This window comes from Pseudomonas sp. G2-4, assembly GCF_030064125.1.
Taxonomy (GTDB): domain Bacteria; phylum Pseudomonadota; class Gammaproteobacteria; order Pseudomonadales; family Pseudomonadaceae; genus Aquipseudomonas.
In genome coordinates this window covers 3,230,521-3,256,114 of sequence record NZ_CP125957.1, presented here as the reverse complement: position 1 = coordinate 3,256,114, position 25,594 = coordinate 3,230,521, and the positions used below count along the sequence as shown (strand labels likewise).

The 25,594-nt window shown below is 61.2% G+C and carries 21 protein-coding genes; 15 read left to right on the top strand and 6 right to left on the bottom strand.

Annotation, left to right across the window (positions count from 1 at the left end; translation table 11 throughout):
- Positions 1-24 precede the first annotated feature (24 nt).
- A complete protein-coding gene (locus tag QNH97_RS13950) occupies positions 25-1,878 on the top strand; it encodes a polyurethane esterase (protein ID WP_283557367.1) in 1,854 nt (617 codons plus the stop codon).
- A gap of 104 nt (positions 1,879-1,982) precedes the next feature.
- On the opposite strand, the gene QNH97_RS13945 is transcribed toward QNH97_RS13950, so the two are convergent.
- A complete protein-coding gene (locus QNH97_RS13945) occupies positions 1,983-2,207 on the bottom strand; it encodes a YgdI/YgdR family lipoprotein (protein WP_283557366.1) in 225 nt (74 codons plus the stop codon).
- A 207-nt stretch (positions 2,208-2,414) separates the two neighbouring features.
- Between QNH97_RS13945 and QNH97_RS13940 the strand changes: the two genes are divergently transcribed.
- From QNH97_RS13940 to QNH97_RS13930, 3 genes are read left to right on the top strand one after another with little or no spacing between them, the layout of a single operon-like run.
- Entirely contained in the window at positions 2,415-4,082 is a 1,668-nt protein-coding gene (locus QNH97_RS13940) for a VRR-NUC domain-containing protein (protein WP_502944524.1), read from the top strand.
- Positions 4,079-6,409 (top strand): ATP-dependent DNA helicase, encoded by a 2,331-nt coding sequence (locus QNH97_RS13935; RefSeq protein ID WP_283557364.1) that lies wholly within the window; start codon positions 4,079-4,081, stop codon positions 6,407-6,409. Before QNH97_RS13940 ends, QNH97_RS13935 begins: the two co-directional genes overlap by 4 nt.
- 52 nt (positions 6,410-6,461) lie before the next feature.
- Positions 6,462-8,393 (top strand): hybrid sensor histidine kinase/response regulator, encoded by a 1,932-nt coding sequence (locus tag QNH97_RS13930; RefSeq protein ID WP_283557363.1) that lies wholly within the window; start codon positions 6,462-6,464, stop codon positions 8,391-8,393.
- A gap of 35 nt (positions 8,394-8,428) precedes the next feature.
- Here QNH97_RS13930 and QNH97_RS13925 read toward each other — a convergent pair whose 3' ends face one another.
- Positions 8,429-8,659 carry a hypothetical protein gene (locus QNH97_RS13925; RefSeq protein ID WP_283557362.1) on the bottom strand — a complete coding sequence of 77 codons (231 nt, stop codon included), beginning with the start codon at positions 8,657-8,659 and terminating at the stop codon, positions 8,429-8,431.
- Between the two features lie 155 nt (positions 8,660-8,814).
- On the opposite strand from QNH97_RS13925, the gene QNH97_RS13920 reads away from it, so the two are divergent.
- Complete coding sequence (locus tag QNH97_RS13920; protein WP_283557361.1) at positions 8,815-9,351, top strand: hypothetical protein; 537 nt, start codon at positions 8,815-8,817, stop codon at positions 9,349-9,351.
- 76 nt (positions 9,352-9,427) lie between these two features.
- On the opposite strand, the gene QNH97_RS13915 is transcribed toward QNH97_RS13920, so the two are convergent.
- Positions 9,428-10,765 (bottom strand): cation:proton antiporter, encoded by a 1,338-nt coding sequence (locus QNH97_RS13915; RefSeq protein ID WP_283557360.1) that lies wholly within the window; start codon positions 10,763-10,765, stop codon positions 9,428-9,430.
- A gap of 354 nt (positions 10,766-11,119) precedes the next feature.
- Between QNH97_RS13915 and QNH97_RS13910 the strand changes: the two genes are divergently transcribed.
- The 4 genes from QNH97_RS13910 to ligD are packed head-to-tail and all read left to right on the top strand — an operon-like array spanning position 11,120 to position 17,289.
- Complete coding sequence (locus tag QNH97_RS13910; RefSeq protein ID WP_283557359.1) at positions 11,120-12,505, top strand: iron-containing redox enzyme family protein; 1,386 nt, start codon at positions 11,120-11,122, stop codon at positions 12,503-12,505.
- Between the two features lie 8 nt (positions 12,506-12,513).
- Positions 12,514-13,515 carry a methyltransferase gene (locus tag QNH97_RS13905; RefSeq protein ID WP_283557358.1) on the top strand — a complete coding sequence of 334 codons (1,002 nt, stop codon included), beginning with the start codon at positions 12,514-12,516 and terminating at the stop codon, positions 13,513-13,515.
- The gene (locus QNH97_RS13900) at positions 13,487-14,650 is read left to right on the top strand and encodes a carboxylate-amine ligase (protein WP_283557357.1); all 1,164 of its coding nucleotides are present in this window, start codon (positions 13,487-13,489) and stop codon (positions 14,648-14,650) included. Before QNH97_RS13905 ends, QNH97_RS13900 begins: the two co-directional genes overlap by 29 nt.
- Complete coding sequence (gene ligD / locus QNH97_RS13895; protein ID WP_283557356.1) at positions 14,647-17,289, top strand: DNA ligase D; 2,643 nt, start codon at positions 14,647-14,649, stop codon at positions 17,287-17,289. Before QNH97_RS13900 ends, ligD begins: the two co-directional genes overlap by 4 nt.
- Positions 17,290-17,453: 164 nt before the next feature.
- Here the strand turns inward: ligD and QNH97_RS13890 are convergent, their stop codons facing one another.
- Positions 17,454-18,065, bottom strand: a complete 612-nt coding sequence (locus QNH97_RS13890) for a Yip1 family protein (protein ID WP_283557355.1) — start codon at positions 18,063-18,065, stop codon at positions 17,454-17,456.
- Positions 18,066-18,232: 167 nt separating this feature from the next.
- On the opposite strand from QNH97_RS13890, the gene QNH97_RS13885 reads away from it, so the two are divergent.
- From QNH97_RS13885 to QNH97_RS13875, 3 genes are read left to right on the top strand one after another with little or no spacing between them, the layout of a single operon-like run.
- Entirely contained in the window at positions 18,233-18,733 is a 501-nt protein-coding gene (locus QNH97_RS13885) for a CinA family protein (RefSeq protein ID WP_283557354.1), read from the top strand.
- 11 nt (positions 18,734-18,744) lie between these two features.
- Positions 18,745-19,263: a hypothetical protein gene (locus QNH97_RS13880; RefSeq protein ID WP_283557353.1), complete on the top strand. Its 519-nt coding sequence runs from the start codon at positions 18,745-18,747 to the stop codon at positions 19,261-19,263.
- 10 nt (positions 19,264-19,273) lie between these two features.
- Positions 19,274-19,723, top strand: coding sequence for a DUF421 domain-containing protein (locus tag QNH97_RS13875; protein ID WP_283557352.1), 450 nt, complete (start codon positions 19,274-19,276; stop codon positions 19,721-19,723).
- A 142-nt stretch (positions 19,724-19,865) separates the two neighbouring features.
- Here QNH97_RS13875 and QNH97_RS13870 read toward each other — a convergent pair whose 3' ends face one another.
- Positions 19,866-20,723: an SDR family oxidoreductase gene (locus QNH97_RS13870; RefSeq protein ID WP_283557351.1), complete on the bottom strand. Its 858-nt coding sequence runs from the start codon at positions 20,721-20,723 to the stop codon at positions 19,866-19,868.
- A gap of 159 nt (positions 20,724-20,882) precedes the next feature.
- Between QNH97_RS13870 and QNH97_RS13865 the strand changes: the two genes are divergently transcribed.
- Positions 20,883-21,287 carry a VOC family protein gene (locus tag QNH97_RS13865; RefSeq protein ID WP_283557350.1) on the top strand — a complete coding sequence of 135 codons (405 nt, stop codon included), beginning with the start codon at positions 20,883-20,885 and terminating at the stop codon, positions 21,285-21,287.
- Between the two features lie 157 nt (positions 21,288-21,444).
- Here the strand turns inward: QNH97_RS13865 and QNH97_RS13860 are convergent, their stop codons facing one another.
- Positions 21,445-22,593, bottom strand: a complete 1,149-nt coding sequence (locus tag QNH97_RS13860) for a MalY/PatB family protein (RefSeq protein WP_283557349.1) — start codon at positions 22,591-22,593, stop codon at positions 21,445-21,447.
- A gap of 185 nt (positions 22,594-22,778) precedes the next feature.
- Between QNH97_RS13860 and QNH97_RS13855 the strand changes: the two genes are divergently transcribed.
- Positions 22,779-24,290: a methyl-accepting chemotaxis protein gene (locus tag QNH97_RS13855; protein ID WP_283557348.1), complete on the top strand. Its 1,512-nt coding sequence runs from the start codon at positions 22,779-22,781 to the stop codon at positions 24,288-24,290.
- A 185-nt stretch (positions 24,291-24,475) separates the two neighbouring features.
- Positions 24,476-25,561, top strand: coding sequence for an alpha/beta fold hydrolase (locus tag QNH97_RS13850; protein ID WP_283557347.1), 1,086 nt, complete (start codon positions 24,476-24,478; stop codon positions 25,559-25,561).
- Positions 25,562-25,594: the final 33 nt, after the last annotated feature.

The window sequence follows — 25,594 nt, the reverse complement described above, 5'->3', positions numbered from 1 at the left end:
CAACAACAAAAGCGAGTAACCACCATGGGTATCTACGACTACAAGAACCTCGACGCCACTGAGTCCAAAGCATTGGTCAGCGATGCAATGGCGATCATGCTGTATTCCTACCACAACCTCGACCACGGCTTTGCCGCCGGCTATCAGCACAACGGTTTCGGGGTCGGCCTGCCCGCGACCCTGGTGACAGCACTGCTGGGCGGCACCGACTCCCAAGGGGTGATCCCAGGCGTGCCGTGGAACCCTGACTCGGAAAAGCTCGCGTTGGAGGCGGTGCAGAAGGCCGGCTGGACCCCCATCAGCGCCTCGCAACTGGGCTACACCGGCAAGGTGGATGGACGCGGGACGTTCTTCGGCGAGAAGGCCGGCTACACCACCGCGCAGGTGGAGATCCTTGGTAAATACGACGCCGATGGGCACCTGCAGGAAATCGGCGTGTCGTTTCGTGGCACCAGTGGCCCGCGGGAGAATCTGATAGGCGACTCCATTGGCGACATCATCAACGATGTGATGGCCGCGCTGGGCCCTAAGGATTATGCGAAAAACTACGCAGGCGAAGCCTTTGGCAACCTGCTCGGGGACGTCGCGGCATTTGCCCAGGCCCATGGCCTGACGGGCAACGACGTGCTGGTCAGCGGTCACAGCCTGGGCGGGTTGGCGGTCAACAGCCTGGCGGACCTGAGTGCCAGTCAATGGTCAGGGTTCTACTCCGGGGCCAACTACATCGCCTACGCCTCGCCGACCCAGAGCAGCACCGACAAAGTACTGAACATCGGCTATGAAAACGACCCGGTGTTCCGGGCACTGGACGGTTCGACGTTCAACCTGTCGTCGGTGGGCGTGCATGACACACAGCAGGAGTCGGCCACCAACAACATCGTCAGCTTCAACGACCACTATGCTTCGGCGACGTGGAACGTATTGCCCTTTTCCATCCTCAACATTCCCACCTGGATCTCCCACTTGCCCAGCGGGTATGGCGATGGCATGGGGCGGATCCTGGGCTCGGCGTTCTACGACCTGACGGAAAAGGACTCGACCATCATCGTTGCCAATCTGTCTGATCCGGCGCGCGGCAATACCTGGGTGCAAGACCTCAACCGCAACGCCGAGACCCATACGGGCAGCACCTTCATCATCGGCAGCGACCGGGATGACCTGATCCAGGGCGGCCAGGGCAGCGATTACCTGGAAGGCCGCGCCGGCAACGACACCTTCCGCGATGGCGGTGGTTACAACGTGATACTGGGCGGGCAGGGCAGTAACAGCCTGCAGCTGCAGCAATCGATCAAGGATTTCAGCTTCGCCCATGACGGGGCCGGGACCCTGTATATGCGCGATGCCCACGGTGCAATCAGCATCACCCGCGACATCGGCACATTGATCAGCAAAGAGCCCGGATCCCTCTGGGGGCTGCTCAAGGACGAGGTGAGCCACAGCGTCACGGCCAATGGCTTGATGGCCGGCGCCAACCTGACGGCCTATGCGTCGTCGGTCAAGGGCGGCGCGGCCAACGATACGTTGGTTGCCCGGACCACGGGTGACTGGTTGTTCGGCCAGGATGGCGATGATGTGTTGGTGGGTGATGCGGGTAACGACACCTTTGTCGGCGGCGCGGGCAATGACCTGATGCAAGCAGGCGGCGGCAGCGACACATTCATTTTCAATGGCGCGTTCGGCCAGGATCGGATCAGCGGTTATGAGGCGGGTGACAAACTGGTGTTCATCGGCGTGCAGGGTGCCGGGGAGGATTATGACTACAGCCAGCACCTGTCGCAGGTGGGCAGCGACACGTTGCTCAAGGTAGGCGACAGTTCGGTAACCTTGGTGGGTGTTGGCCTGGGGCAGGTGGGAGGCGAGGGCATCGTGTTCGCCTAGGTTGTTATCCGTCAGCGTGACGAGAGGCTGTTGGCGCTCTCGTCACGTCATGGCGATGATTTGCCAACCGGCGCTCTCGTTCAAGGCAGAGGGCTCGGAAAGGATCAATCTTCCTTGCGTATCGTCGCCACGTCATCGGCGCGGACCCGGACTTTCTTGCCGGAGATGTCTTCGAATTCGTAGAAGCCGTCTGTGGTGCGGGTGTTGGGTGTGTCCTTGGTCAAATACTGGGTACCGTTCTGCAAGGTCACCACGGTTGGCGACGCGCAGCCGGCCAGAGCCAGGAATGCCACGGCAGCCAGGGGTAGGCCCAGAAACCTGATGTTCATATCCATAACCTCTCAATCAAAAGTACGCGGACAGCTGATTCGAACAAGCCATCACGTTAGTCAACCGCCATTGGTCTCGCTTGTCGTAGGAAAGTTCATCGCCGGATGAGGGATTTCACCTCTAAATGTAGGAGACCGCTCATCTTTTGCAGTTGCCTGGAACGGTTGTAGCTGATATCTGTACGCATAACCAGTGTTTCAGCATCCATGGCGCTTCTCTCCGTGACAGCCAACCCCCTCGACGATCCCTTTTATTATCTGAACAACTTTCAGCGCGTGCTCGCCTGGCTGGTGCAACGTTATGCCGATGTGCTCAGCGCCGAAGAACAGCGGTTTATCGACGAATTCGCGGCATTGCCGCGCTCGTCACAGGGTTTGCTGGTGCGGATGGTGATGCGCAAAGGGCTGCGGTTCCGCCACAGCAAGCTGCATTACCCGGAAATTGGTGACATCGGCAGTGCCGTCGAGCCATTGCTGGCGCTGGGCTGGGTCGAGGAACAGGCCCCGCTGAGCCTCGTCGAGCTGTTCGAAGTGTTGCTCAAGCCGGAAATTCTCTTGTGCCTGGGCCACCTGATCGAACAACCCAAGGCAAAAAAGACTGAATGGCTCCAGGCCTTGAATGATGAGGCCAGCCAACCACAGTCCTTTCGCGCCTGGTGCCCGCAGCTTGAAGACCGACTGTTCAGCTTGACGATCATGGACCTCTGCGACCGGTTGCGCCTGATGTTTTTCGGCAATCTCTACCAGGACTGGTCGGAGTTCGTGCTGGCGGACCTGGGCATCTTCACTTACGAAACCGTCGAATTCAGCGCCGAGTCTCGTGGTCTGCGCAGCCGACAAGACGTTGATGCCTGCCTGTTCCTCCACGAGTGCCAACAGCGCTTCGAACTCGGCGAGCCGGTCGAAGGCATCGTTACCCAAGTCAACGACCTGTTTCTGGACAATCCCTGGCTGGAACGACGCCGGGGCAAGTTACTGTTCCAGATCGGCCAGCACGGCGAACGCATCGGTGATTTCGCCCTGGCCCTGGGTATCTATCGGGACTGCACCTATCCCGGCGCGCGGCTGCGGATGATCCGCGTACTGGAGCGGATCGGCGAGTACGCCCTGGCGCTTGAGCTGGGGGAAACCGCCGCGCACTCGCCGCAAAGCGCCGCCGAAGCCCAGGCCTTGCTCAGGATCGTGCCCCGGCTGCGGCGCAAGCTAGGCGGACCACCCGTGCCGAGAGCCATGGCCCGGGAGATGGAACGGCTGGATTTGCACTTGGCGCGGGTCGATCCGGCCTTGTCAGTCGAGTATCACGTCCAGGCCCACCTACATGACGACATCGCCCCTGTGCATTACGTGGAGAACAGCCTGATCAATTCACTGTTCGGCCTGCTGTGCTGGCCAGCGATTTTCGCGCCATTGCCGGGGGCGTTCTTCCACCCGTTCCAGCGCGGCCCGGTCGACCTGCTCAACGACGATTTCCATGCCCGCCGCGTCGAGCTGTTCGCGGCCTGCTTCGCAGAGTTGGACGATGGGCGTTATCGAGCCACCATCACTCGCCGTTTCGTAGAGAAGTGGGGCGTGCAGTCACCTTTCGTGTTCTGGGGCGCGTTGTCCGAAGACCTGTTGAACCAGGCCCTCGATTGCCTGCCGGCCGAGCATCTCAAGCAGTGGTTCAGCCGCCTGCTGCTGGACATCAAGGCCAACCGCGCTGGGATGCCGGACCTGATCCAGTTCTGGCCGCAGCACAAGACTTACCGGATGATCGAAGTCAAAGGCCCTGGCGATCGCCTGCAGGACAACCAACTGCGTTGGCTGGAGTTCTGCCATGAGCACCAGATGCCCGTCGCCGTGTGCTACGTGCAATGGGCGGAGCAGGGCGCATGACCCAGGCGCCGAGCTACAGCATTGCCGTGCGGGCATTGTGTGAGTTCACCGCCAAGGTGGGCGACCTCGACCTGCGCTTCACACCGTCGCCCACGGCCCTGGAAGGCATCGCCGGCCATCGCACCGTGGCGTCACGGCGCAGCGAGGCCTACCAGGCTGAAGTGAGCCTGGAAGGTCACTACCGAACATTGAAAATCAAAGGCCGGGCCGATGGCTATGACCCGGGTCGCAACTGCCTCGAAGAAGTGAAGACTTACCGCGGCGACCTGAGCAAGCAACCGGCCAATCACCGTCAGTTGCATTGGGCCCAGGCGCAAATCTACGGCTGGCTGATGTGCCAGAAACTACAATTGCCGCGCATTGACGTCGCGCTGGTGTATTTCGACATCGTCAGCGAAAAGGAAACCTGCCTTACGCAAAGCTTTGAGGCCGCGCAACTCCAGGCTTTTTTTGACGAGCAGTGCGCGCTGTTCCTGACCTGGGCCGAACAGGAGATGGCCCACCGCCAGGCGCGTAATCTCGGTGCGCAGACGTTGACCTTTCCTCACGCCGGCTTCAGGCCAGGGCAGCGGCACTTGGCCGAATCAGTGTTCAAGGCCGTCAGCACCGGCCGCTGCCTGATGGCCCAGGCGCCCACCGGCATCGGCAAGACCGTCGGCACGTTGTTTCCGATGCTGAAGGCCCTGGCGCCGCAGCAGCTGGACAAAGTGTTCTTTCTCACTGCAAAAACCCCGGGGCGCAAGCTGGCGTTGGACGCCGCCCAAGTGATCACCCGCAGCGCACCATCGATGCCGTTGCGGGTGCTGGAAATGATCGCCCGCGACAAGGCCTGCGAACACCTGGACAAGGCCTGTCATGGCGAATCCTGCCCGCTGGCACGTGGGTTCTATGACCGTTTGCCGGGTGCTCGGGCGGCCGCGAGCCAGGTCACGCTGCTCGATCAGGCCGCGCTGCGGGAAATCGCTCTGGCCCATGAGGTTTGCCCGTATTACCTCAGCCAGGAAATGGCCCGGTGGGTCGACGTGGTGGTGGCCGACTACAACTATTACTTCGACTTCAGCGCCTTGCTTTTTGGCCTGGCCCAGGCTAATGGCTGGAACGTCGCGACCCTGGTGGACGAAGCCCACAACCTGGTGGAGCGGGGACGGCAGATGTACAGCGCGACCCTTGACCAGGCGACGCTGGCGGCGGTGCGCAAAACCGCCCCCGAACCGTTGAAGAAATCCCTGGAACGGGTCAATCGCCAATGGAACGCCTTGCATGCGCCGCAGGTGGCGGCCTATCAGGCTTATGAAAAGCCGCCGGAAAAACTGCTCCAGGCCTTGGCCACCTGCACCACGGCCATCGGCGACTACCTCAACGATCACCCCCAGGGCCTGGACAGCGGACTGCAAGCGTTTTACTTCGACGCCCTGCAGTTCGGCCGGGTGGCGGAGTCCTTCGACGAGCACTTCCTGTTCGACATCCACAAACGCGAACTCGGTCGCCAGCGCAGTCTGTCCACCTTATGCCTGCGCAACGTGGTGCCGGCCGGCTTCCTGCGCCCCAGGCTAAAGGCGTCCCGCAGCAGCGTGCTGTTTTCCGCGACCCTGAGCCCTCGCCACTATTACGCTGACCTGCTGGGCACGCCGGCGGACACGGTGTGGATCGATGTTGAATCGCCGTTCCAGGCCGAACAGCTGGATGTCCGGGTGATCAGCCGGATTTCCACCCGTTTTGCCCACCGCCAGGCGTCCCTGGAGCCCATAGTCGCGTTGATGGCCCGTCAATTCAGCGAGCGCCCGGGCAACTACCTGGCTTTTTTCAGCAGCTTCGATTACTTGCAACAGGTGGCCGGACTATTGGCCGAGCGGCATCCGCAGATCGCCACCTGGGCGCAATCGCGTGGCATGGGGGAGGCGCCCCGGCAGGCGTTTCTCGAACGCTTCATGGAACACAGCCAAGGCATCGGTTTTGCCGTGTTGGGCGGCGCGTTCGGTGAGGGCATCGACTTGCCGGGCTCACGCCTGATCGGTGCGTTCATCGCCACCTTGGGGCTGGCGCAGCTCAACCCGGTCAATGAGCAGATGAAACAGCGCATGGCGGCGATTTTCGGTGACGGCTACGATTACACTTATCTGTACCCTGGCCTGCAAAAAGTGGTGCAGGCCGCCGGTCGGGTCATTCGCACCCAGCAGGACCGAGGGGTGGTGATGCTGATTGATGATCGGTTTGGCGAGGCGAGGGTGCAGCACTTATTGCCGCGGTGGTGGTCTGTCCGTCAGGAAGAACACAATTCCTCTGGGAGCGGGCTTGCTCCGTTCCACAGCCTCAATAGTTTTTCCTGACACCAGACTTGCTCCATACTCCGCAAAAAATCCATACGGATGCCCCGGCCAGATGCTCGACAATGCCCCCAAGACCGCCCTGATAAACGAAGAGCAGCGATTTCGCCTGCTCATCGACGCCGTGGTCGACTATGCCATCTACATGACCGATCCCTCGGGCATCATCACCAGTTGGAATTCCGGCGCCAAGCGGTTCAAGGGTTACGAAGAGTCCGAGATCCTGGGCCAGCATTTCTCCCGTTTCTATACCGACCAGGACCGTGCCGCCGGCTTGCCGCAACGGGCGCTGGACACGGCCCTGCGCGAGGGCCGTTTCGAGGGTGAGGGTTGGCGGGTGCGCAAGGACGGCACGCTGTTCTGGTCCCACGTGGTCATTGACCCGATCATTGACAGCCAGAGCGGCGCGTTGCTCGGTTTCGCCAAGATTACCCGCGACCTGACCGATCGCAAGATGGCCGAGGAAACCCTCAAGCAAAGCGAGCAGCAGTTTCGCCTGCTGGTGCAAAGCGTCACCGATTACGCCATCTACATGCTCGACCCGGACGGTCAGGTGACTAACTGGAACCTGGGGGCGCAGCGGATCAAGGGATACCTTCCGGCCGAGGCCATCGGTCGGCATTTTTCGATGTTCTATACCCCCGAGGACCGCGACGCCGGTGAGCCGCAGCGTGCGCTGAGCATTGCCTGCAGTGAGGGGCGCTTCGAAAAAAAGGGTTGGCGCATGCGCAAGGATGGCACCCGGTTCATGGCGCACGTGGTCATCGATGCGATCCGCAGCGATACCGGTACGCTGCTGGGCTTTGCCAAGATCACCCGTGACATCACCGATGCCACCCAGGCGCAGCAGGCCCTTGAACAGGCCCGTGAAGCGCTGTTCCAGTCCCAGAAGCTGCAAGCCATCGGTCAGCTCACCGGCGGCATCGCCCATGACTTCAATAACCTGTTGACGGTGATCCTCGGCAACCTGGAAATCGTACGCAAGCGCATGCCGGTCGAGCCGAAACTCACTCAGTTGCTGGACAACGCGACCCAGGGCGCGCTGCGCGGTGTTTCGCTGACCCAGCGCATGCTGGCGTTTGCCCGTCGGCAGAAGCTGACGTCTGAATCGGTCGAGCTGTCGGCGCTGGTGCGCGGTATCAGCGGCTTGCTGCAGAGTTCCATGGGCCCTTCGATTCACATCCAGACCGACTTCACCGAGGTGCTGTCGCCCGTATGGGCCGACGTCAACCAATTGGAACTGGCGATCCTCAACCTGGCGACCAATGCCCGGGACGCCATGCCCAACGGTGGACGCATTGTGATTACAGCCGACGAGCGGCAGGGGCACCAGGCCGGACCAGATAAGCCGATGACGCCCGGGCGGTACATTTGCCTGTCGATCACCGATGAAGGCGAGGGCATGGATGAGCAAACGCTGGCCTCTGCCGTGGATCCGTTTTTCACCACCAAGGGCGTCGGCAAGGGCACCGGCCTGGGGTTGTCCATGGTGCACGGCCTGGCCGAGCAATTAGGTGGCCGACTGACGCTCAGGAGCCAGAAGGGCATGGGCACCACTGCGCAGCTGTGGTTGCCGGTGGCTGACAGTTTGGCGCCGGGCAAAGCGTCAACCGAAGAGGTTGCAGCGCCACCGGTGCATGAGTTGTTGGTGCTAGTGGTCGACGATGACAGCCTGGTGCTGACCTCCACCCGTTTGCTGATCGAAGACCTGGGGCACCGGGTGCTGTGCGCTGCGTCGGGGGCTCAGGCGCTAGAGCTGTATGAGTGCAATCAGGGTATCGACCTGGTGATCACCGACATGGCCATGCCGCAGATGGACGGCGCGCAGTTGGCGAAAAAACTGCGAGACCGGCAACCGGACTTGCCCATCATCCTCGCCACCGGTTACGCCGAACGTCTGGAAGGCTTCGCCAGCCAACTGCCCCGGCTGACCAAACCGTTCAAACAGCTCGATCTGGTGCAGATCATTGGGCAGACGATGAAGTAATAGCCGCCCAGGCTCAAGAACAGGAAAGCACCTGCCTACTCGGTGTTTTTCTTGAACCCACGCAAATTCATCGCGCATAGACAAAATTGCAACACGATCAGCGCATAGGCATTCGAGTGCAGTCCCCAGATCACCCACAGAATGTTGCTGGCGATGAAACAACTGAACCCCGCCACCCTGCGTCGGGGCTGGCGTGAGCCGATCAACCAGGCGGCCAGCACGGTGACCATCATCGCTGGCCATTGAACCCATCCGAGATAATCCACAGATCCCTCCTCACACTGTTGATGTTCTAGAGACACGGATGATCGGAGGGCGTTTCATTGAAGCCTTGCCGTGCCTTCGGTCCATCGGCTTGAACTTGCCTTGTGCCCGGTTCTTCTAAATGAGTCCGAGTCATCACCGAGGCACAACCTGCGCAATGCCCAGAATACTTACCCGTCCAACCCCGGAAGAAGAACTGACCGAGCACAACGCCAAGCTGTTCGGCTCCCCCAAGGAACGCCTGGATTTTTATCGGCGGGAAATCCAATACGAAACCAGCATCCTGGCCAATCGAACCGATGCCTACCTGGCGGCCCAATCGTTCCTGGTGATCGCCTTTGCCTCGTGCATGGCCAACTTGAACCCGGAATGGGGCAAGTTGTTCACCTTGATCGTGCCGCCATTCCTGGCCTTGCTGGGCTTCTTGAGTTCGCTCAACGCCTGGCCGGGCATTCGCGCGGCCTACGACATCATTGATCACTGGCATTTCAAGCAAAGCGAACTGCTACGCGCCGAACCCTTGATGGGCCTGGCCTACGACGAATCCCCTTTGTTCAGCGAGCGAGAATCGACCCACAAGGGCTACCGCAAGTCGCTGCTGTTTTCGGTGCGTACGCCGTGGATCTTCGCCACGTTCTGGGTGTTGCTGGGGGCGTATTCAATCCTGATCCAGGTGACCGACCCCGTAGGCTGAGGCGCCCCCAACCTTGAGCCATCATCGTGGCGAGGGAGCTTGCTCCCGCTGCGTCGCGAAGCGACCCCAAAAGCCCTCAGTTCGATCGCTTACGACGCTCATACCAAGCCAGCGTCGGCTGGGTGCTCAACCCATGGGCCAGGATACTCAAGGCCACCACCGACAAGGTCAGGTTGATGCACAGCCTGGCCACGTCTGGCTGCAAGTCATGGTTCAAGGCATAGAACAGATAAAACAAGCTACCGATACCGCGTATGCCAAACCAGCCGATCAGCAGCCGTTGCGGCCCGTCCAGCAATCGCCCCCAAGGCATCGCCAGCACACTCAAAGGGCGGATGACCGCGAACAGCAACGCGCCAACGGACAAGGCCCGCCAATCCCAGTGATTGGCAATGACCACCCCCAAGAGCGTCACCAGGAACACTTCCATGGAGCGTTCCACCAAACTGCCGAATGCCAGCATGTCGCTCATCATCACGCCGGCCGCCACCTGGCCGTCATCCAGGGATTCGGTATCCCCCAGCACCGCTTGTCGGGGTTCGACAGCTTCATGACCGACCACCGGCTGCACAAGGTGCTCGGCCGGCGGTGAGTTTTCGTCGGTGGACTGCACCTCGGCCTGGCGCAGGCCCAGGCCCGCGGCGAACACCGAGAGAAAACCGTAGCCGTGGACCGCCTCGGCCGCGACATAGGCCAGGGCAATCAGTGCCAGGGCCAAATAGTCGTTGGGTGACAGGGTGCTGTCAGCGTTCTTGATGCGCATGGACAGGGTCAGCCGGCCAATGCCGCGGCCCATCCAGTAGCCGACCAGCAAACCTGCCGGCACAGCCCACAGCACCCTGCCCAGCACCCATTCTCCGAGAAAGCCGTTGCCGTCCGCGCTCAGCACCAACAGGCCCAGGATCACAAAGGGGAACGCGGTGCCATCGTTCAATCCGGCTTCGCCAGACAAACCGAAGCGCACCCGGTCATCGTCCCGGGCATCGTTGACCTGTACCAAGGCGGCCAACACCGGATCGGTAGGCGCCAGTATCGCGGCGATCAGCAACGACACGCCCCAACCCAGGCCGAACAGGTAATGCAGCGCCAGGCTCAGGCCGGCGATGGTCAGGATCATCACCGGCCCGGCCAAACCATAGGCCACACGCCAGGTCCGGTCCTTGAGCGGCAGGCGCAGCTTGAGGCCGCTGACGAACAGCGAAAACACCACTGCGACTTCCGTGAGGTGTTCCATCCATATTGAGGAATCGCCAAGGTCCAGCTTCAGCAGCTCAAGCCCTGCCGGCCCGATGGCAACGCCCAGCACCAGGCACATTGCCGAGGTGGTGACCGGCATCCAGCGCAGGTACGAAGAGGTCAGGGCCAGGGTCAGCAACACGGCACCGAGCACCGCTACCCATACAGTGAAAATCATTGGTGCTCCTTGGGTATCGCCCGGCGTGGGAAGGTCCACACAGACAGTGTTGGCTGGCATCTATTTTTCGTGGCGAGGGAGCTTGCTCCCGCTGGGCTGCGAAGCGGCCCTTAAAACTTGCGAGCGCTACGCACTCGAGCGGGAGCAAGCTCCCTCGCCACGGATAAGCGCTCTTTCACATTAAAGAGGTTCCCAGTATTCGAGGCCCGAAGCGAAGCGAGGGTTCCCGCCAAAACGGTACGGCTCCGTTTATCCGGCGGCCTTTCAACCCAAGGGAATTTTTCGTCGCTCACAGCGCTCTGCAAAAGTAGAGACGTACTGACTCAGCGTCCTGTAGAGAATCCAGAGGCCCTTATGACTGCGCTGACAACCCTCCGATCCCGACCTGCCACCGTGCAACCGGTCACTGCCACCGGGACCGTACGCAAATGCTATGAACGGCTGCTGCAGGGCCCCGACGATGCTGATAAACAAGCCGCCGCCCAAGCGTTCATCCAACAATGCGCTGAACAGGCCACGGCACTGCCCCAAGAGATACCCGATGACCCCATGGCCCTGCAAACCTGGGTCGAGCAACACAGTGCCGGCGTGGCTCAGCAATATGCCGAGTACCTGGATCGACGCAAAAGCGGCGGTGCGCGAGAGTTCTTCAGCAGCAAGGCCCATGCTTTGTATTTCCTGCAAGCCGTCGCCCCCACCAAGCTCGTAGACGGGGCCTGGCTGTATGGCGTGCTCCAGCATTGGCACGACCACCGTTTCGAAGGCTTGCTGTGCACCTATCTGGAAGAGCTGGGGGACGGTAATCCCTCGCAAAACCATGTGGTGATCTATCGCAAATTACTCGCCGAGCACGGGTTGCTGGACGCCCCGGACATCGACGACGAGCGCTACCTCCAAGGTGCGGTGCAACTGGCCCTGGGTTACGCGGGCGATGAATACCTGCCAGAGGTCATCGGCTACAACCTGGGCTACGAACAATTGCCCTTGCACCTGTTGATCAGCGCTTATGAACTGAGCGAACTGGACATCGACCCGTACTACTTCACCCTCCACGTGACCATCGACAACGCCAGCACGGGCCATGCCCATAAGGCCGTACAGTCGTTGCTGCAGCTGATGCCGATGGAAGCGGACCGCGAGTCCTTCTGGCGCCGGGTCACCCTGGGCTATCGCCTCAACGACTTGGGGCAGGGCAGCCGGGCAATCATCGAGTCGTTCGACCTCTACCGTGAAGTCTTGGCCATGCTCGAACGCAAGCGTCCATTCGGCCAGCACATGCATTCCGACTACTGCAAGTTCGAAGGCAAGACCGTCAATCAGTGGCTCTCGGCACCGGGACAACTGGAAGGGTTCCTCGCGGCGATGCAGAACAAAGGCTGGATCAAACGTCACGAAGATCCCCAGAACAGCCGGTTCTGGACACTGATCGAGGGCGCGGGGGCAGCCATGTTCGGGGTGTTCAGCCCTTATGAAAAGCAACTGTTGCACGACTGGATCGCGGGGGACTGGCTGGAGCAGGGGCCGCGGTCAGGTCCTCGACGCAGTCACGGGGCAACGTGTGAGCCGCAAACGCCAGTGGAAGACCCCGATGTGCAAAGCCTGCAACAAGCGCTGCAAGGCCAGACGCCCGATGAGCAAATGCTCATTTTGATGCCCTGGCTCTCGGCCCGTTGCCACAGCCATCCGGCCGGTCTGCTGGCGACGCGTCGATTTATCGAACTCAAGTCCGCACTGCGCTAGGAGCCTGCATGAATCCAGAAGAACGCTTGTCCGAACCGGACTTGGCATTGCTGCAATTGGGCCGCCGCCTGCAAGCTGACGGCTATCGTTTCATTACGCCGACGCCCCTGACCCACGAACGGGTCAACCAACGGCCCGGCAACGAGCGGTCCAGGACACTGCGCGACGTGTTCGGTTGGTCGCGGCCGTTCGCCCCGGGGCTGATCAGCGCCGATGAGCAGCGGCAATTGCAGGAAGCCGAAGTACTGGAGGAGCGCGACGGTCTATTGCACAGCCGGGTGCGCTGGTCGAGCCTGGACGGTTTGCTGTTTGCCCATTCGCAATTCCCCACCCAGGCCAGCGATGCGGTGTTTTTTGGGCCGGACAGCTACCGCTTCGCACAACTGATCCATACTCATCTGCAACAGAATTTCACAGCAGTGCATCGCGCCGTGGACATCGGTTGTGGCGCCGGTGTCGGGGCCCTGGTGATTGCCCGGGCCCGGCGTGAGGCTCAGGTGTTGGCCCTGGACATCAACCCATTGGCCCTGCGTCTAAGTGCCGTGAATGCGGCGCTGGCCGAGGTGGCCAATGTCGAAATCGCCCGCAGCGACGTGCTGCAGGACGTGGAGGGCAACTTCGATCTGATTGTCGCCAACCCGCCGTACATGGCTGACCCCTCCGAGCGAGCGTATCGCCATGGCGGCGGGGTGCTCGGGGCCGGGCTGTCATTGCGCATCGTCGAGCAGGCCTTGCCCAGGCTCACACCGGGCGGCTCGTTGGTGCTCTATACCGGTGTGGCGATGGTCGATGGCCGGGACCCGTTTCTCGAAGCCCTGGGGCCATGGCGTGACTCAGCGGAATTCGGCTGGACTTATCGAGAATTGGACCCGGATGTATTTGGTGAGGAATTGCTCACGCCGGGTTATCAGGACGTGGAAAGGATCGCCGTGGTGGCGTTGGTTGTAACCCGCATCGGCGCGGGTATCGGAGGGACTATCGATGAACAGGCGCATGAAGTTCGGCATTGAAGAGGAGTATTTCATCACCGACCTGCAAACCCGCTGCATGCCCGGCCAACCCCCTGCGGATGCTGTCGCAGCGTGCCGGAGCGTGCTGGGCAAGCATTTCGCCCATGAAATGTTCCAGAGCCAGGTCGAGATGGCATCGCCCATCTTCCGCAGCCTGCCCGAGGCCGCCGATTACTTGACCCAGGTGCGTACGGGCCTGAACCAGCGCCTGGCCTCCTATGGCCTGGGGCTGCTCAGTGCGGGTTCCCACCCGATGGCCACGCAGGTGCTGCAACCCACCGATGAGCTGCATTTCCAGCAACTGTTCGACGATTACCAGCGCGTGGCGCGACGCAGCGTGCTGTCGGGCCTGCATGTGCATGTGGAGGTGCCCGCGACCCAGGATCGGGTACGGGTCATGAACGAGGTCTTGCCTTGGCTCCCGATGTTCCTCGCGCTGAGCGCTTCATCACCGTTCTGGAACGGTGCCTACAGTGGGTTCAGCAGCTATCGCCAAGTCGCTTGCGATGAATGGCCGCGCATGGGCGCCCCGGAGTTCTTCGAGGACGAGTCGGGTTTCGCCGGTTATGTCGACATGCTCATGCGCACCGGTTCCATTCGCCAACCCAGCGATTGCTGGTGGGTCATACGACCATCGTCGCGTTACCCCACGCTGGAATTACGCATTTGCGATGCCTGCCCTCGGATCGAAGACGTCCTGTGCCTCGTCTCGCTGTTTCGCCTGATGGTCGCCCATGCCGTTGCTCAACCCCGGCCGGGTGGCAACTTCAGCCTCATGTCCCACTGGATGCTCAAGGAAAACCGCTGGCGGGCCAAACGCCACGGGATTCTGGCGGAGTTCATCGCTGAGGGGCAGGAGCAGCCCATGCTTATCGGTGAGTGGCTGACGGTTGCAGAAGAAACCTTTGGCGACACGGCTGCCGCCTTGGGGGTTCAAGACGTCTTCAAGCAGGCACGCCGCATGGTGCAGGAGGGGACCAGCGCCGACCGGCAAATCGTTGTCTACGAACAAGGGTTGCTGCTGGGAGACTCCACCGAACAGGCATTGAGCCGGGTCGTCGATCAGTTGCTGGCGGAAACCGCCGGGATGCCGGTGGCTGATCCGGCATTGCCGCAGGTTGCAGGTGGGCCATGAGTAGCAAGACCCTGGATGATTACAACCGCATGCGCGATTTCACCGCCACCTCGGAGCCGGCGGCGAAGCGCTCCCGCAGATCGGCGAGAAGCGCCCACGCCTTGCAGTTCTGCATCCAGAAGCACGATGCCTCACGACTGCATTACGACTTCCGCCTGGAGCTGGACGGTGCGCTCAAGAGCTGGGCAGTGCCCAAGGGACCGTCACTGGACCCCAAGGTCAAGCGCCTGGCGGTGCATGTCGAAGATCATCCACTGGATTACGCGACGTTTGAGGGCAGCATCCCCGAAGGCCACTACGGTGCCGGCGATGTCATCGTCTGGGACCGGGGCGCGTGGATTCCCCAAGGCGATCCGCACGAGGCCTATGAAAAAGGCCGGCTCAAGTTCGAGCTGCAAGGCGAAAAGCTCAGCGGCCTGTGGAACCTGGTGCGCACCCACATGCCTGGCAAGCAGGAGCAGTGGTTCCTGATCAAGCATCAGGACGAAGCCGCCCGTCCCGAAAGCGACTATGACGTGGTGCTGGAAGCACCGGACAGCGTGCTCAGCGACCGCACCATCGTGCCCAAGCGTCGGGGCAAGGCCGCCACAGCCAAAGCCGCAGCCAAACCGGTGAAATCGCCGGAAAAAGCCGCCAAGCCGAAGTCGACGAAAAAGACCTCGAAGACCCGCCTCAGCGGCGCGGTGGCCGGACCGATTCCCGAGACGCTCAAACCGGAACTGGCGACATTGGTAGACAGCGCCCCCGACGGCGAATGGCTCTACGAGATTAAATTCGACGGTTACCGGGTCATGGTCCGTATCGAAAATCGCGAGGTCAGGCTGTTCACCCGTAACGGCCATGACTGGACCCATAAGCTGCGGAAGCAGGCTGAAGCCCTGGCCGCGCTGGGCTTGGAGTCCGCCTGGCTCGACGGTGAGATGGTCGTTGCCAACGCCCAGGGCGTGCCGGACTTCCAGGCCCTGCAGAATGCCTTTGAGGCCGGCAGCAGTGGCAAAATCGCCTATTACCTGTTTGACCTGCCTTACCTCAATGGCATGGATCTGCGCAAAGTAGCCGTGGAGCAGCGGCGAACTGCCCTGGCGGCCGTGTTGGAGGCAAACGAAAACCCGCTGCTGCGGTTTTCCGATGCCTTTGAAGAAACCCCTGAAGCACTGCTCAACAGCGCCTGCCAGATGCAGATGGAGGGACTGATCGGCAAACGGCTGGGCAGCGCCTACGTATCCCGCCGCAGCAACGACTGGATCAAGCTCAAATGCAAGAATCGCCAGGAGTTCGTGGTGGTCGGGTTCAGCGACCCCAAGGGCGCGCGCAGCGCTTTCGGCGCCTTGCTGCTGGGCCTGCATGATGCCGACAGTGGTGAATTGCGCTACGCCGGCAAGGTCGGCACCGGGTTCAACGAAACCACCCTCAAGAGCATCCACCAGCAGCTGTTGCCCCTGAAGACGAAAAAGCCCGCCGTGGTCAATCCGCCTACAGGCTACGAAGCCAAGGGCGTGCACTGGCTCGAGCCGAACCTGCTGGCCGAAGTGGCATTTGCCGAGATGACCAAGGAGGGCTCGGTGCGCCATGCGGTGTTTCATGGCCTGCGCAGCGATAAACCGGCCAAGGCGATCACCCAGGAGCTGGCGAAACCCGTGAAAAAGACCGCAGAAAAGAAAAAACAAACCGCCAAGGAAGAAGCCGAAGCGCCCCCGGCCAAACCCAAGGCGAAAGCCAAACAAAAGACCAGTCCGGCACCGGCCATGGACGGCAAGGTTCGCATCACTCATCCGGAACGGGTCATCGACGCCACCAGCGGCACCACCAAGCTGCAACTGGCGGAGTATTACGCCAGCGTCGCTGAATTCATCCTGCCGGAGCTGGCGGATCGTCCGGTGGCTTTGGTCAGGGCGCCGGACGGCATCGCCGGTGAACTGTTTTTCCAGAAAAACGCCGAGCGTTTGGCGATCCCCGGTATCACCAGCCTGGACAAGGCCCTGACGGGGCAACCGGTGATGATCATCAACAACGCCGAGGCGCTGATCGGCGCGGTGCAGATGAGCACGGTGGAGTTGCACACCTGGAATGCGACCTCCGTGGATTTGGACAAGCCTGACCGCTTTGTCCTCGATCTCGACCCGGACCCGGCGCTGCCCTGGAAAAGCATGGTGGAGGCGACACAGCTCACTTTATCGGTGCTCGACGAGCTGGGCCTCAAGGCATTCCTGAAGACCAGCGGCGGCAAGGGCATTCACGTGGTTGTGCCGCTGACGCGCAAACTGGGCTGGGACGAGGTCAAGGGGTTCAGCCACGCCATTGTCAGTCACATGGCCAAGCTGTTGCCGGATCGTTTTTCGGCGGTGTCCGGGCCAAAAAACCGGGTAGGGCGGATCTTCATCGACTACCTGCGTAATGGCCTGGGCGCTACCACCATTTGCGCCTACGCCGCGCGCACCCGGGAAGGGCTGCCAGTGTCGGTGCCGATTTTTCGTGAGGAAGTGGCCGAGCTCAAGGGCGCAAACCTGTGGAACGTGCACAACGTCCATGAACGCTTGGCAGAGGTGGGGCACGAGCCTTGGGCCGACCTGAAGAAAACCCGCCAGAGCATCACCGCTGAGATGCGTCGGCGGATTGGCATGAAGAAAGCTGCCAAGTAACCCCTGTGGCGAGGGAGCTTGCTCCCGCTGGGTTGCGCAGCAGCCCCGTTTTGCAGCCCATTTCAAGCGGCGCAGTCTATGATTTTACGACTGCTCCGCAGCCGAGCGGGAGCAAGCTCCCTCGCCACAAAAGCTTCTGTAATGCTGGAAACCGCGATGAATGTTCAGCCCGCTGGAAACCGCAGATATTCCGGCTGCAAGACGTTAAACCAGAGCAGGATCATCTCCACCAGGATGGTCACCAGCACCAACAGACCTACGCCCCACACGCTGGCCGAGTACAGCAGGCCTTGCTCTTTCTTGAGGCCCATGAACTTCGGCAGTCCGACGAACAGCAAGAACGTCGAATAGGCCGAGGCTGCCGCCAACACCGCCACCGCCAGCCAACGACTGGGGTAAAGCCCGGCAATCCCGGCCAGGAAGTACGGCGTGGCGGCATAGGCCGCGAAACCGATGCACTGGTTGACCGTTGGACGAGCATCGAAGGTGCGGGACATCCAGCGAATGAACGTGCCCATGAGCACCACGCCGGCCACAATGGTCAGGTACAGCAACACACACAATTGAAGTGCACTGGCGCTACTGAGCCGTACCGTTTCGTTTTCGGCCAGGCTCCAGCCGGTCCAGGTGGTGCCTATGAACAGGCACACAGCAGGGACCAATGCCAACAACAGCAAATGTGCCAAGTAATGACGCGGGTGAGCCTGTTCTTGTTCACGAATGTCGGCCCAGGCGAACTCGGGATGGGTGAACAGTTTGACGAAAGGCGCAGACATGACGACCTCCTGATCAAGACAGCCTCTGCGTGAGGCCCTTATGAATTTGAGGTACAGGAACGAACAGGGGTTTCATTTATTTGGTGCGTGTGGGCAGCGGCGCGATAAAGGGAATGAATCCTAACGGCAAGGGTCAACCCATCAGCACCCTGAAAGGACGTTTTTCCATGAGCGTTGCCCACTCCATTTGCGACTACCTGCGTGACCATGAACTGCGCCTGACCACGGCCGAATCCTGCACGGCCGGCCAGATCGTCACGTTGCTGGCCGAGGTGCCGGGCAGTGGTTCGCTGATCGAAAGCGGCTACGTGGTGTATTCCCCGGAGGCAAAGCAGCGGCTGCTGGGGGTCAATCCACGAACCATCGAGACGTACAACCTCACCAGCCGTGAAGTGGCCGAGGAGATGGCCCTCGGCGCGCTGCACGACGCCAATGCCAACGTCGCCGTTGCCACCACGGGCATTCTCGGCCCCGACGACATGGACGGTATTCCCGCCGGTACGGTGTGCTTTGCCTGGGCGTTCGATGTCAACGGCCGCCGGGCGCTGTTCAGCCGCCAGGAACGCTTTTTCGGCAGTCGCAGCCAAGTGCAATTGTGGGCCGCCGAACACGCCCTTGTTCAACTGCAGCACTTTCATCAACGGGCCCTCAGCGGTGAATGCAGGTAGAGGAGGTGCAGATGTCCCGTCAATCCGATCCCGAGGATTTTCGCAGCCGCATGTTTCCGGTACGCGAAGACATGGCGTATCAGCTCAAGGTCTGGCGTTTCGAACGGGTGGGCTGGTACGTCCTGGTGCTGTTGGTGTTCCTGACCCTGCTTGGGTTGTTCTCGCGTGGTCCCCTGAGCTCGCGTGATCTACAAAGCAGCGATAGCAGCCTTGGCATCGAGTACGAGATGTTCCACCGCAACGGGTCCACCAATCCCTTGATTATTCGCCTCAAAGGCCAGCCCAACGCGGTACTGGAAGTGGAGTTGGCCGGCGAGTGGCTGGAAGGTTTCGACGTACAGACGTTGCAGCCCCAGCCGGTGCGTTCGGCGAGCGCAGGACAAGGCATGCGGATTTGGGTCCAGGCCGATGCCCAAGGGCACGCCAGCCTGCATCTGTCGCTGCTGGCCGAGGGCCTGGGGCTCTACAGCAGCCGCATCACCATGCCCAATGGCGCCGCGGTCAGTTTCGATCAATTCATTTTTCCATAGGTGATGACGTATGGACTCGGTGTTGCGGGCTGCCGCGATGTATATGGCGCTGATGGTGTTGTTCAAGATCGCCGGACGTCGGTCCCTGGCGGAACTCACCACCTTCGACTTCGTGCTACTGATGATCATCGGCGAGGCCACCCAGCAGGCGCTGCTAGGGGATGATTTCTCCATGACCAACGCGCTGATGGTGATCGTCACGCTGATTGCCATCGATGTCGGTTTTTCGTTGCTCAAACAACGTTCCAGTTGGGTTTCGCGGTTGATTGACGGTGGACCGACGGTTGTTGTCGAAAACGGCCGGATCCTTGAGGCTCGCCTGCGCCACGCCCGGCTGGTGGAAGCCGACATCATGGAAGCGGCGCGCTCGAGCCAAGGCATCGAGGCCCTGGAGCAAATCAAGTTTGCGATCATTGAGCGTAACGGGAAGATTTCGGTGATTGCCAACGACAAGACCTGAACAGCCGTTGCTTTTTTGTGGCGAGGGAGCTTGCTCCCGCTGGGTCGCGAAGCGGCCCCAAAATCCATTGACTCAGTTTTTCAGACAGATCCAAGGGGCTGCTGCGCAGCCCAGCGGGAGCAAGCTCCCTCGCCACGGGCCATCAAAGCATCGGCTTACCCCCCGTGATTCCATACCGCGAGCCAGAAATGTAGCTCGACTCATCCGAAGCCAGCAGCACATAGATCGGCGCCACTTCCACCGGTTGACCGGGACGGCCCAAGGGCGTCTGCGAGCCGAAATTCTGCACTTCTTCCTCAGGCATGGTCGCCACGATCAGCGGTGTCCAGATCGGTCCCGGGGCCACGCTGTTGACCCGGATGCCCTTGGGGCCAAGCATCTGCGCCAGGCCTCCGGTGAAGTTGGCGATGGCGCCCTTGGTGGTGGCGTAGGCCAGGAGCGTCGGCTTGGGCATGTCGGAGTTGACCGAGCTGGTGTTGATGATCGATCCACCAGGCTTCATGTGCGGCACAGCGGCCTGGCAGATCCTGAACATCGCCGTGATGTTGATATCGAAAGTGCGCACCCATTCTTCGTCGGGAATCTCTTCCAGGTTTTCGTGGGTCATCTGGAACGCGGCGTTGTTGACCAGGACGTCGATGTGCCCGAAACGCGCAACGGTTTCGTCGACGGTTTTGCGGCATTGGTCTTTGTCCGCCAAGTCGCCGGGCAGCAGCAGGCACTGGCGGCCGGCCTGTTCGACCCAGCGGGCGGTTTCCTTGGCGTCTTCGTGTTCGTCCAGATAGGCAATCGCTACGTCAGCGCCTTCACGGGCAAACGCAATGGCGACGGCGCGACCGATGCCGCTGTCGGCGCCGGTAATCAGGGCGATCTTGTTCGCCAGTCGTCCTGAACCGGTGTAGCTCTGCTCGCCGCAATCCGGGTAGGGATCCATTTTCCGTTGGGAACCGGGGACGGCCTGGCTTTGTTTCGGAAAAGGTGGGAAAGGGTAGTCGACCATTGTCGTTCTCCATGCTGGTTGCGATGGAGGGTGGACTTCGGGTTTTCTGGGAGAGTTCGGTCGGATTATCCTGTCGGTCGATGAGCGTCATGCGCCGGGTTTCGTCGATAAACAGCCAGCATCGACTAATGTTGGAGCCGTTTGAATAAGGAGCAGAGTATGTTCAGCCACATACAGATCGGCGCGCGCGACTTGCCGAAAATGGTCGCTTTCTATGATGCAGTCCTAGGCTGCCTGGGATTGGTGCGCATGCCGAGCGAAAACGACTCGGGCCCACCGGGGGAGGGCTGGCATCAGCCCGGCAAGCACTGGCCGCAGGTTTTCGTACAACTGCCTTTCAATGGTTTGCCTGCAACCTGGGGCAACGGCATGCAAGTAAGCTTCGCCGCCGACTCACCGCAGTCCGTGCGTGCGGCCTGGGAGCAGGCCATCGCCCTGGGCGGCTTCGATGAAGGTGCGCCGGGACTCAGGCCTCAGTACTCGGAAGGGTATTTCGGCGCCTATTGCCGGGATCCGGAGGGGAACAAGCTGTGTTTTGTGTATGCGCCGGATATGCATGACTAGACACCGCTTCATTGTGGCGAGGGAGCTTGCTCCCGCTGGGTCGCGAAGCGGCCCCAAAATCCATCGACTCGGTTTTTCAGACAGATCCAAGGGGGCTGCTGCGCAGCCCAGCGGGAGCAAGCTCCCTCGCCACAGGGGGATTTCTTCGTTAGTGGGATCAGCGTCGAGCCTTCAAGCTGCGTTCCATCCGCGCAATCCCTTCCTCCAGCAGCGCCCGTGGGCAGCCGAAGTTCAGGCGCACGAACTGCCCTGAATCGTCGCCAAAATCCAGCCCGGCACTGAGGCCGACCTTGGCTTCCTTCAGGAAGAACCCCTGCGGATCGTCCAGCCCCAGCGCGGAACAATCCAGCCAGGCCAGGTAAGTGCCTTGGGGCACGGTCATGGTGATGCCCGGCAGGCGAGTGTTCACCGCTTCGACCAGGAAATCGCGGTTGGTTTGCAGATACGCCTTCAAACCCTCCAGCCACGGGCTGGCCTCGCTGTAGGCCGCGCGGGTCGCTTCAAGGCCCAGGGCGTTGACGCTGTCGACCATGCCGGCCCGGGCGTTGTTGACCCGCTCGCGCACCTTGGCGTCCTGGATGATGGCAAACGAGGTTTTCAACCCGGCGATGTTGTAGGCCTTGCTGGCGGACATCAGGGTGATGGTGCGCGCGGCAATTTCCGCGCCGAGGGAGGCGGTGGGGATGTGCACGCGCCCGTCGAAGCACAGCTCGGCATGAATCTCATCGGAGATGATCCAGGCATCCTGCTCCAGGCAGATGTCCGCCACGGCCTTGAGTTCTTCCCGGTCAAACACCTTGCCCAACGGGTTGTGGGGATTGCTCAGCAATAGCGCACCACCGCCCTGCAAGGCCTCGCGCAACGCGGCCAGCGGGGTATGGAATTGACCATTGGCCGGGTTGAACGGCAATTCCACTTTATTCAAGTTCCAATGGCCCGGTGCGTTACGCAGCGGCGGGTAGTTGGGCACCTGCACGACGACGTTCTGCTGCGGTTCCACCAAGGCACGGAGCGCCATGTTGAAACCCGGTTCGACCCCAGGCAGGAACACGATCTGCTGGGGTTCGACGCGCCAGGCGTACTTGCTCCACAGATCGGCGACGATGGCCGCGCGCAAACCGTCCTGAGCCACGCTGTAACCCAGCATTGGATGTTCGAGGCGCTTTTGCAGCGCGTCGATGACCACGGGCGGGGCAGGGAAGTCCATATCGGCCACCCACATCGGCAGCACATCGGCCGGGTAGCGGCTCCATTTGGTGCTACCGGTACCGTGGCGCTCCAATACCGTGTCGAAATCGAATGTCATGGGGGTTCCATCAGTCAGGGGATGAGATGGCGAACATCATAAAGCAAAGGCCTGTGGGAAAAAGATTGATGGCTCAATGCCATCTGATGATGATAATCAGCTACAGTTTCACTCCGAGACGCCGATAAGGCCTGAAACCGGCATTGGTAACGGACCCTCCGAGTATCCGAAAAGGACAGCCCTCCATGACATCGCTCGTGCGCTTTAACGATCACCACCGTAAAGCCGATCGCATTATGCTGGGGCTGCTTTGGCTCACGCTGCTGTATGCGCTGTGCCTGGCGTTCATGCATTCGACCTTCACCCAGGCGTTGCTGGTGGGCGGGCCGACTTGCGTGCTGACCACCGTCCTTTATCGCGGACTGGGCGGAACCCGCGCCATGCGCTGTGTCATCGCCGTGGCGCTGATGGTCATGGCGGCGTTGCACATCAACCAGGCCCATGGCGTGATCGAGTTCCACTTCGGGATTTTCGTGCTGTTGGCGGTGCTGACGTTCTACCGGGACTGGCTGCCGATTGTCGTGGCTGCCGCCACCATCGCCGTCCACCACCTGGGTTTCCACTGGCTTCAGCATCAGGGCTATCCGGTGTTCGTCATGGATGCCCACGGCGGCTGGAACATGGTCTTCCTGCACGCGTTCTACGTGGTGGTGGAAAGCGTGATCCTGATTTATCTGGCGAACCAGAGCCTGGCCGATGCCACGGACAACCAGGACGTGCTCGACAAAGTACTGGCCGCCGCCACGAAGCTGAGCAGCGATGCCGGTGCCCAGCGCAATCAAGGGGTCAAAGTCTCTTCGGGTGAACGCTTCGATCACTTCCTGCAACAAGTCACCAACCTGGTGGACGGCGTAGTGCGTGATACCCGAAACCTGTCGGACCTCGGCCAGGATCTGTCCCAGGTCGGCCAGACCCTGCAAAGCGGTGCCCGCCACCAACTGGACGAAGTTGCACAGATGAGTGGCGCGATCGGCCATCTGGTCCAGGCCATGGACAACATTGCTGGCCACGTCGACCAGACTTTGCAACGCGCCGGACAGGCAAACGAGCAGGTCAACCGCGGACGCAGCACCGTTGACCAGACTCGCGAAGAAATCGTCGAACTGGCAGGGCGCATCAACCTGACCAACGAAACGGTACAAGTCTTGGCCGAACAGGCGCAACAGATTGGCCAGGTACTGGACGTGATCAACGGCATCGCCGAGCAAACCAACCTGCTGGCCCTCAACGCCGCCATCGAAGCGGCCCGGGCCGGCGAGCAGGGTCGTGGGTTTGCGGTGGTGGCCGACGAAGTCCGGACCCTGTCGCAAAGAACCTCGACGTCCACCACCGAAATCCAGCAGATCATTGCCAAGCTCCAGCAGGGCAGCCGCCAGGCCGCCGTCGCCATGCAGGACAGCCGCGACGGAGTGGAACGCTGCGTATCCGCCAGCCAACTTGCCTCGCAACTGTTGCACGCCGTGGTGGAAGACATCGCGGTGATCAACCACTTCAACGATCTGATCGCCAGCACGACACAGGAGCAAGCCAAGGCTTCGCGGGGCATCAATGAGCGCTTGCAAGCCGTGCAGGCGGTGGCCGAGCACAACGCCGACAATATCGGCATCCTGACTCGCAGCAGCCAATGCCTGCCGCCGTTGGCGGAGCGCCTGGCGGTGTTGGGGCAGGCGTTTCACGGGAAGTCAGGCGCGGCCTGATGCCCCTGGACGGCCCACGTTTCTGCGCAGAATGTATCCCTATGTATCAACCACCACGACAGACACGAAACGTTGCTGTTGCGACCGCTCGACGACACATCCTGGATACCTTGACGGCGTGAAATAGCCCCATCGAGACAGCAAACGCCGTCTCCTGGGCTCACCCGTTTACAAGGAGATCCACCATGGAAATGACCCTGTCGCAGCACACATCCACCCCCCGGCATCGGCGCCTGCTTGCACCCTCCATCCTGGCGTTCGCCTTGATGCAGTTGGGGGCGTTGGGGTTTTCCTCGTCCCAGGCCAGCGCTGCCGAGGTGGCTGCGAGTGTGCCTGCCAGCACGGTTGGCGCCATCACTCCCGGCAGTCACACTTCGTTCGGCCCGCTCAAGCACGTCAAGGCTGGCCTGCTGGACGTGGCCTATGCCGAGGTCGGTCCTGCCGACGGCCCGGTGGTCATCCTGCTGCACGGTTGGCCCTATGACATCCACAGCTACGCCGACGTCGCGCCGGCGCTGGCCGAGAAGGGCTATCGGGTGTTGATTCCCTACGCCCGCGGTTATGGCGATACACGCTTCCTGTCGGCCAAGACCCTGCGCAACGGCCAACCTTCCGCGCTAGCCAGCGACCTCATCGACTTCATGGACGCCCTGAACATCAAGCAGGCCGTGCTCGGTGGTTATGACTGGGGCGCACGCACGGCTGATATTGTCGCGGCCCTTTGGCCGGAGCGGGTCAAGGCGCTGGTGGCGGTGAGCGGCTACTTGATAGGCAGCCAGGAAGCGGGCAAGGCACCGCTGCCGCCCGCCGCCGAGTTGCAGTGGTGGTATCAGTTCTACTTCGCGACAGAGCGCGGCCGGCTGGGCTACGAGAAAAACACTCATGATTTTGCCAAGCTGATCTGGAAACTGGCCTCGCCGAAGTGGAATTTCGATGACGCAACTTACGACCGAAGCGCCGCTGCCTTACAGAACCCCGATCACGTCGCCGTTTCAATCTTCAACTATCGCTGGCGCCTGGGCCTGGTCAAGGGCGAGGCCAAATACGCCGGACTGGAGAAAAAACTGGCGACGTTCCCAGTCATCAGCGTGCCAACCATCACCCTTGAGGGCGATGCCAACGGCGCTCCGCACCCACCGGCAGAAGCCTACGCCAAGCGTTTCACCGGCCGCTACGAGCATCGCCTGATCGATGGCGGTGTCGGCCACAACCTGCCGCAGGAAGCTCCGCAGGCTTTCGCCCAGGCTGTGATCGACGCTGATCATCTCTGACAGCGGCCTGGCGGATGCACAGCTGCCGTTTCC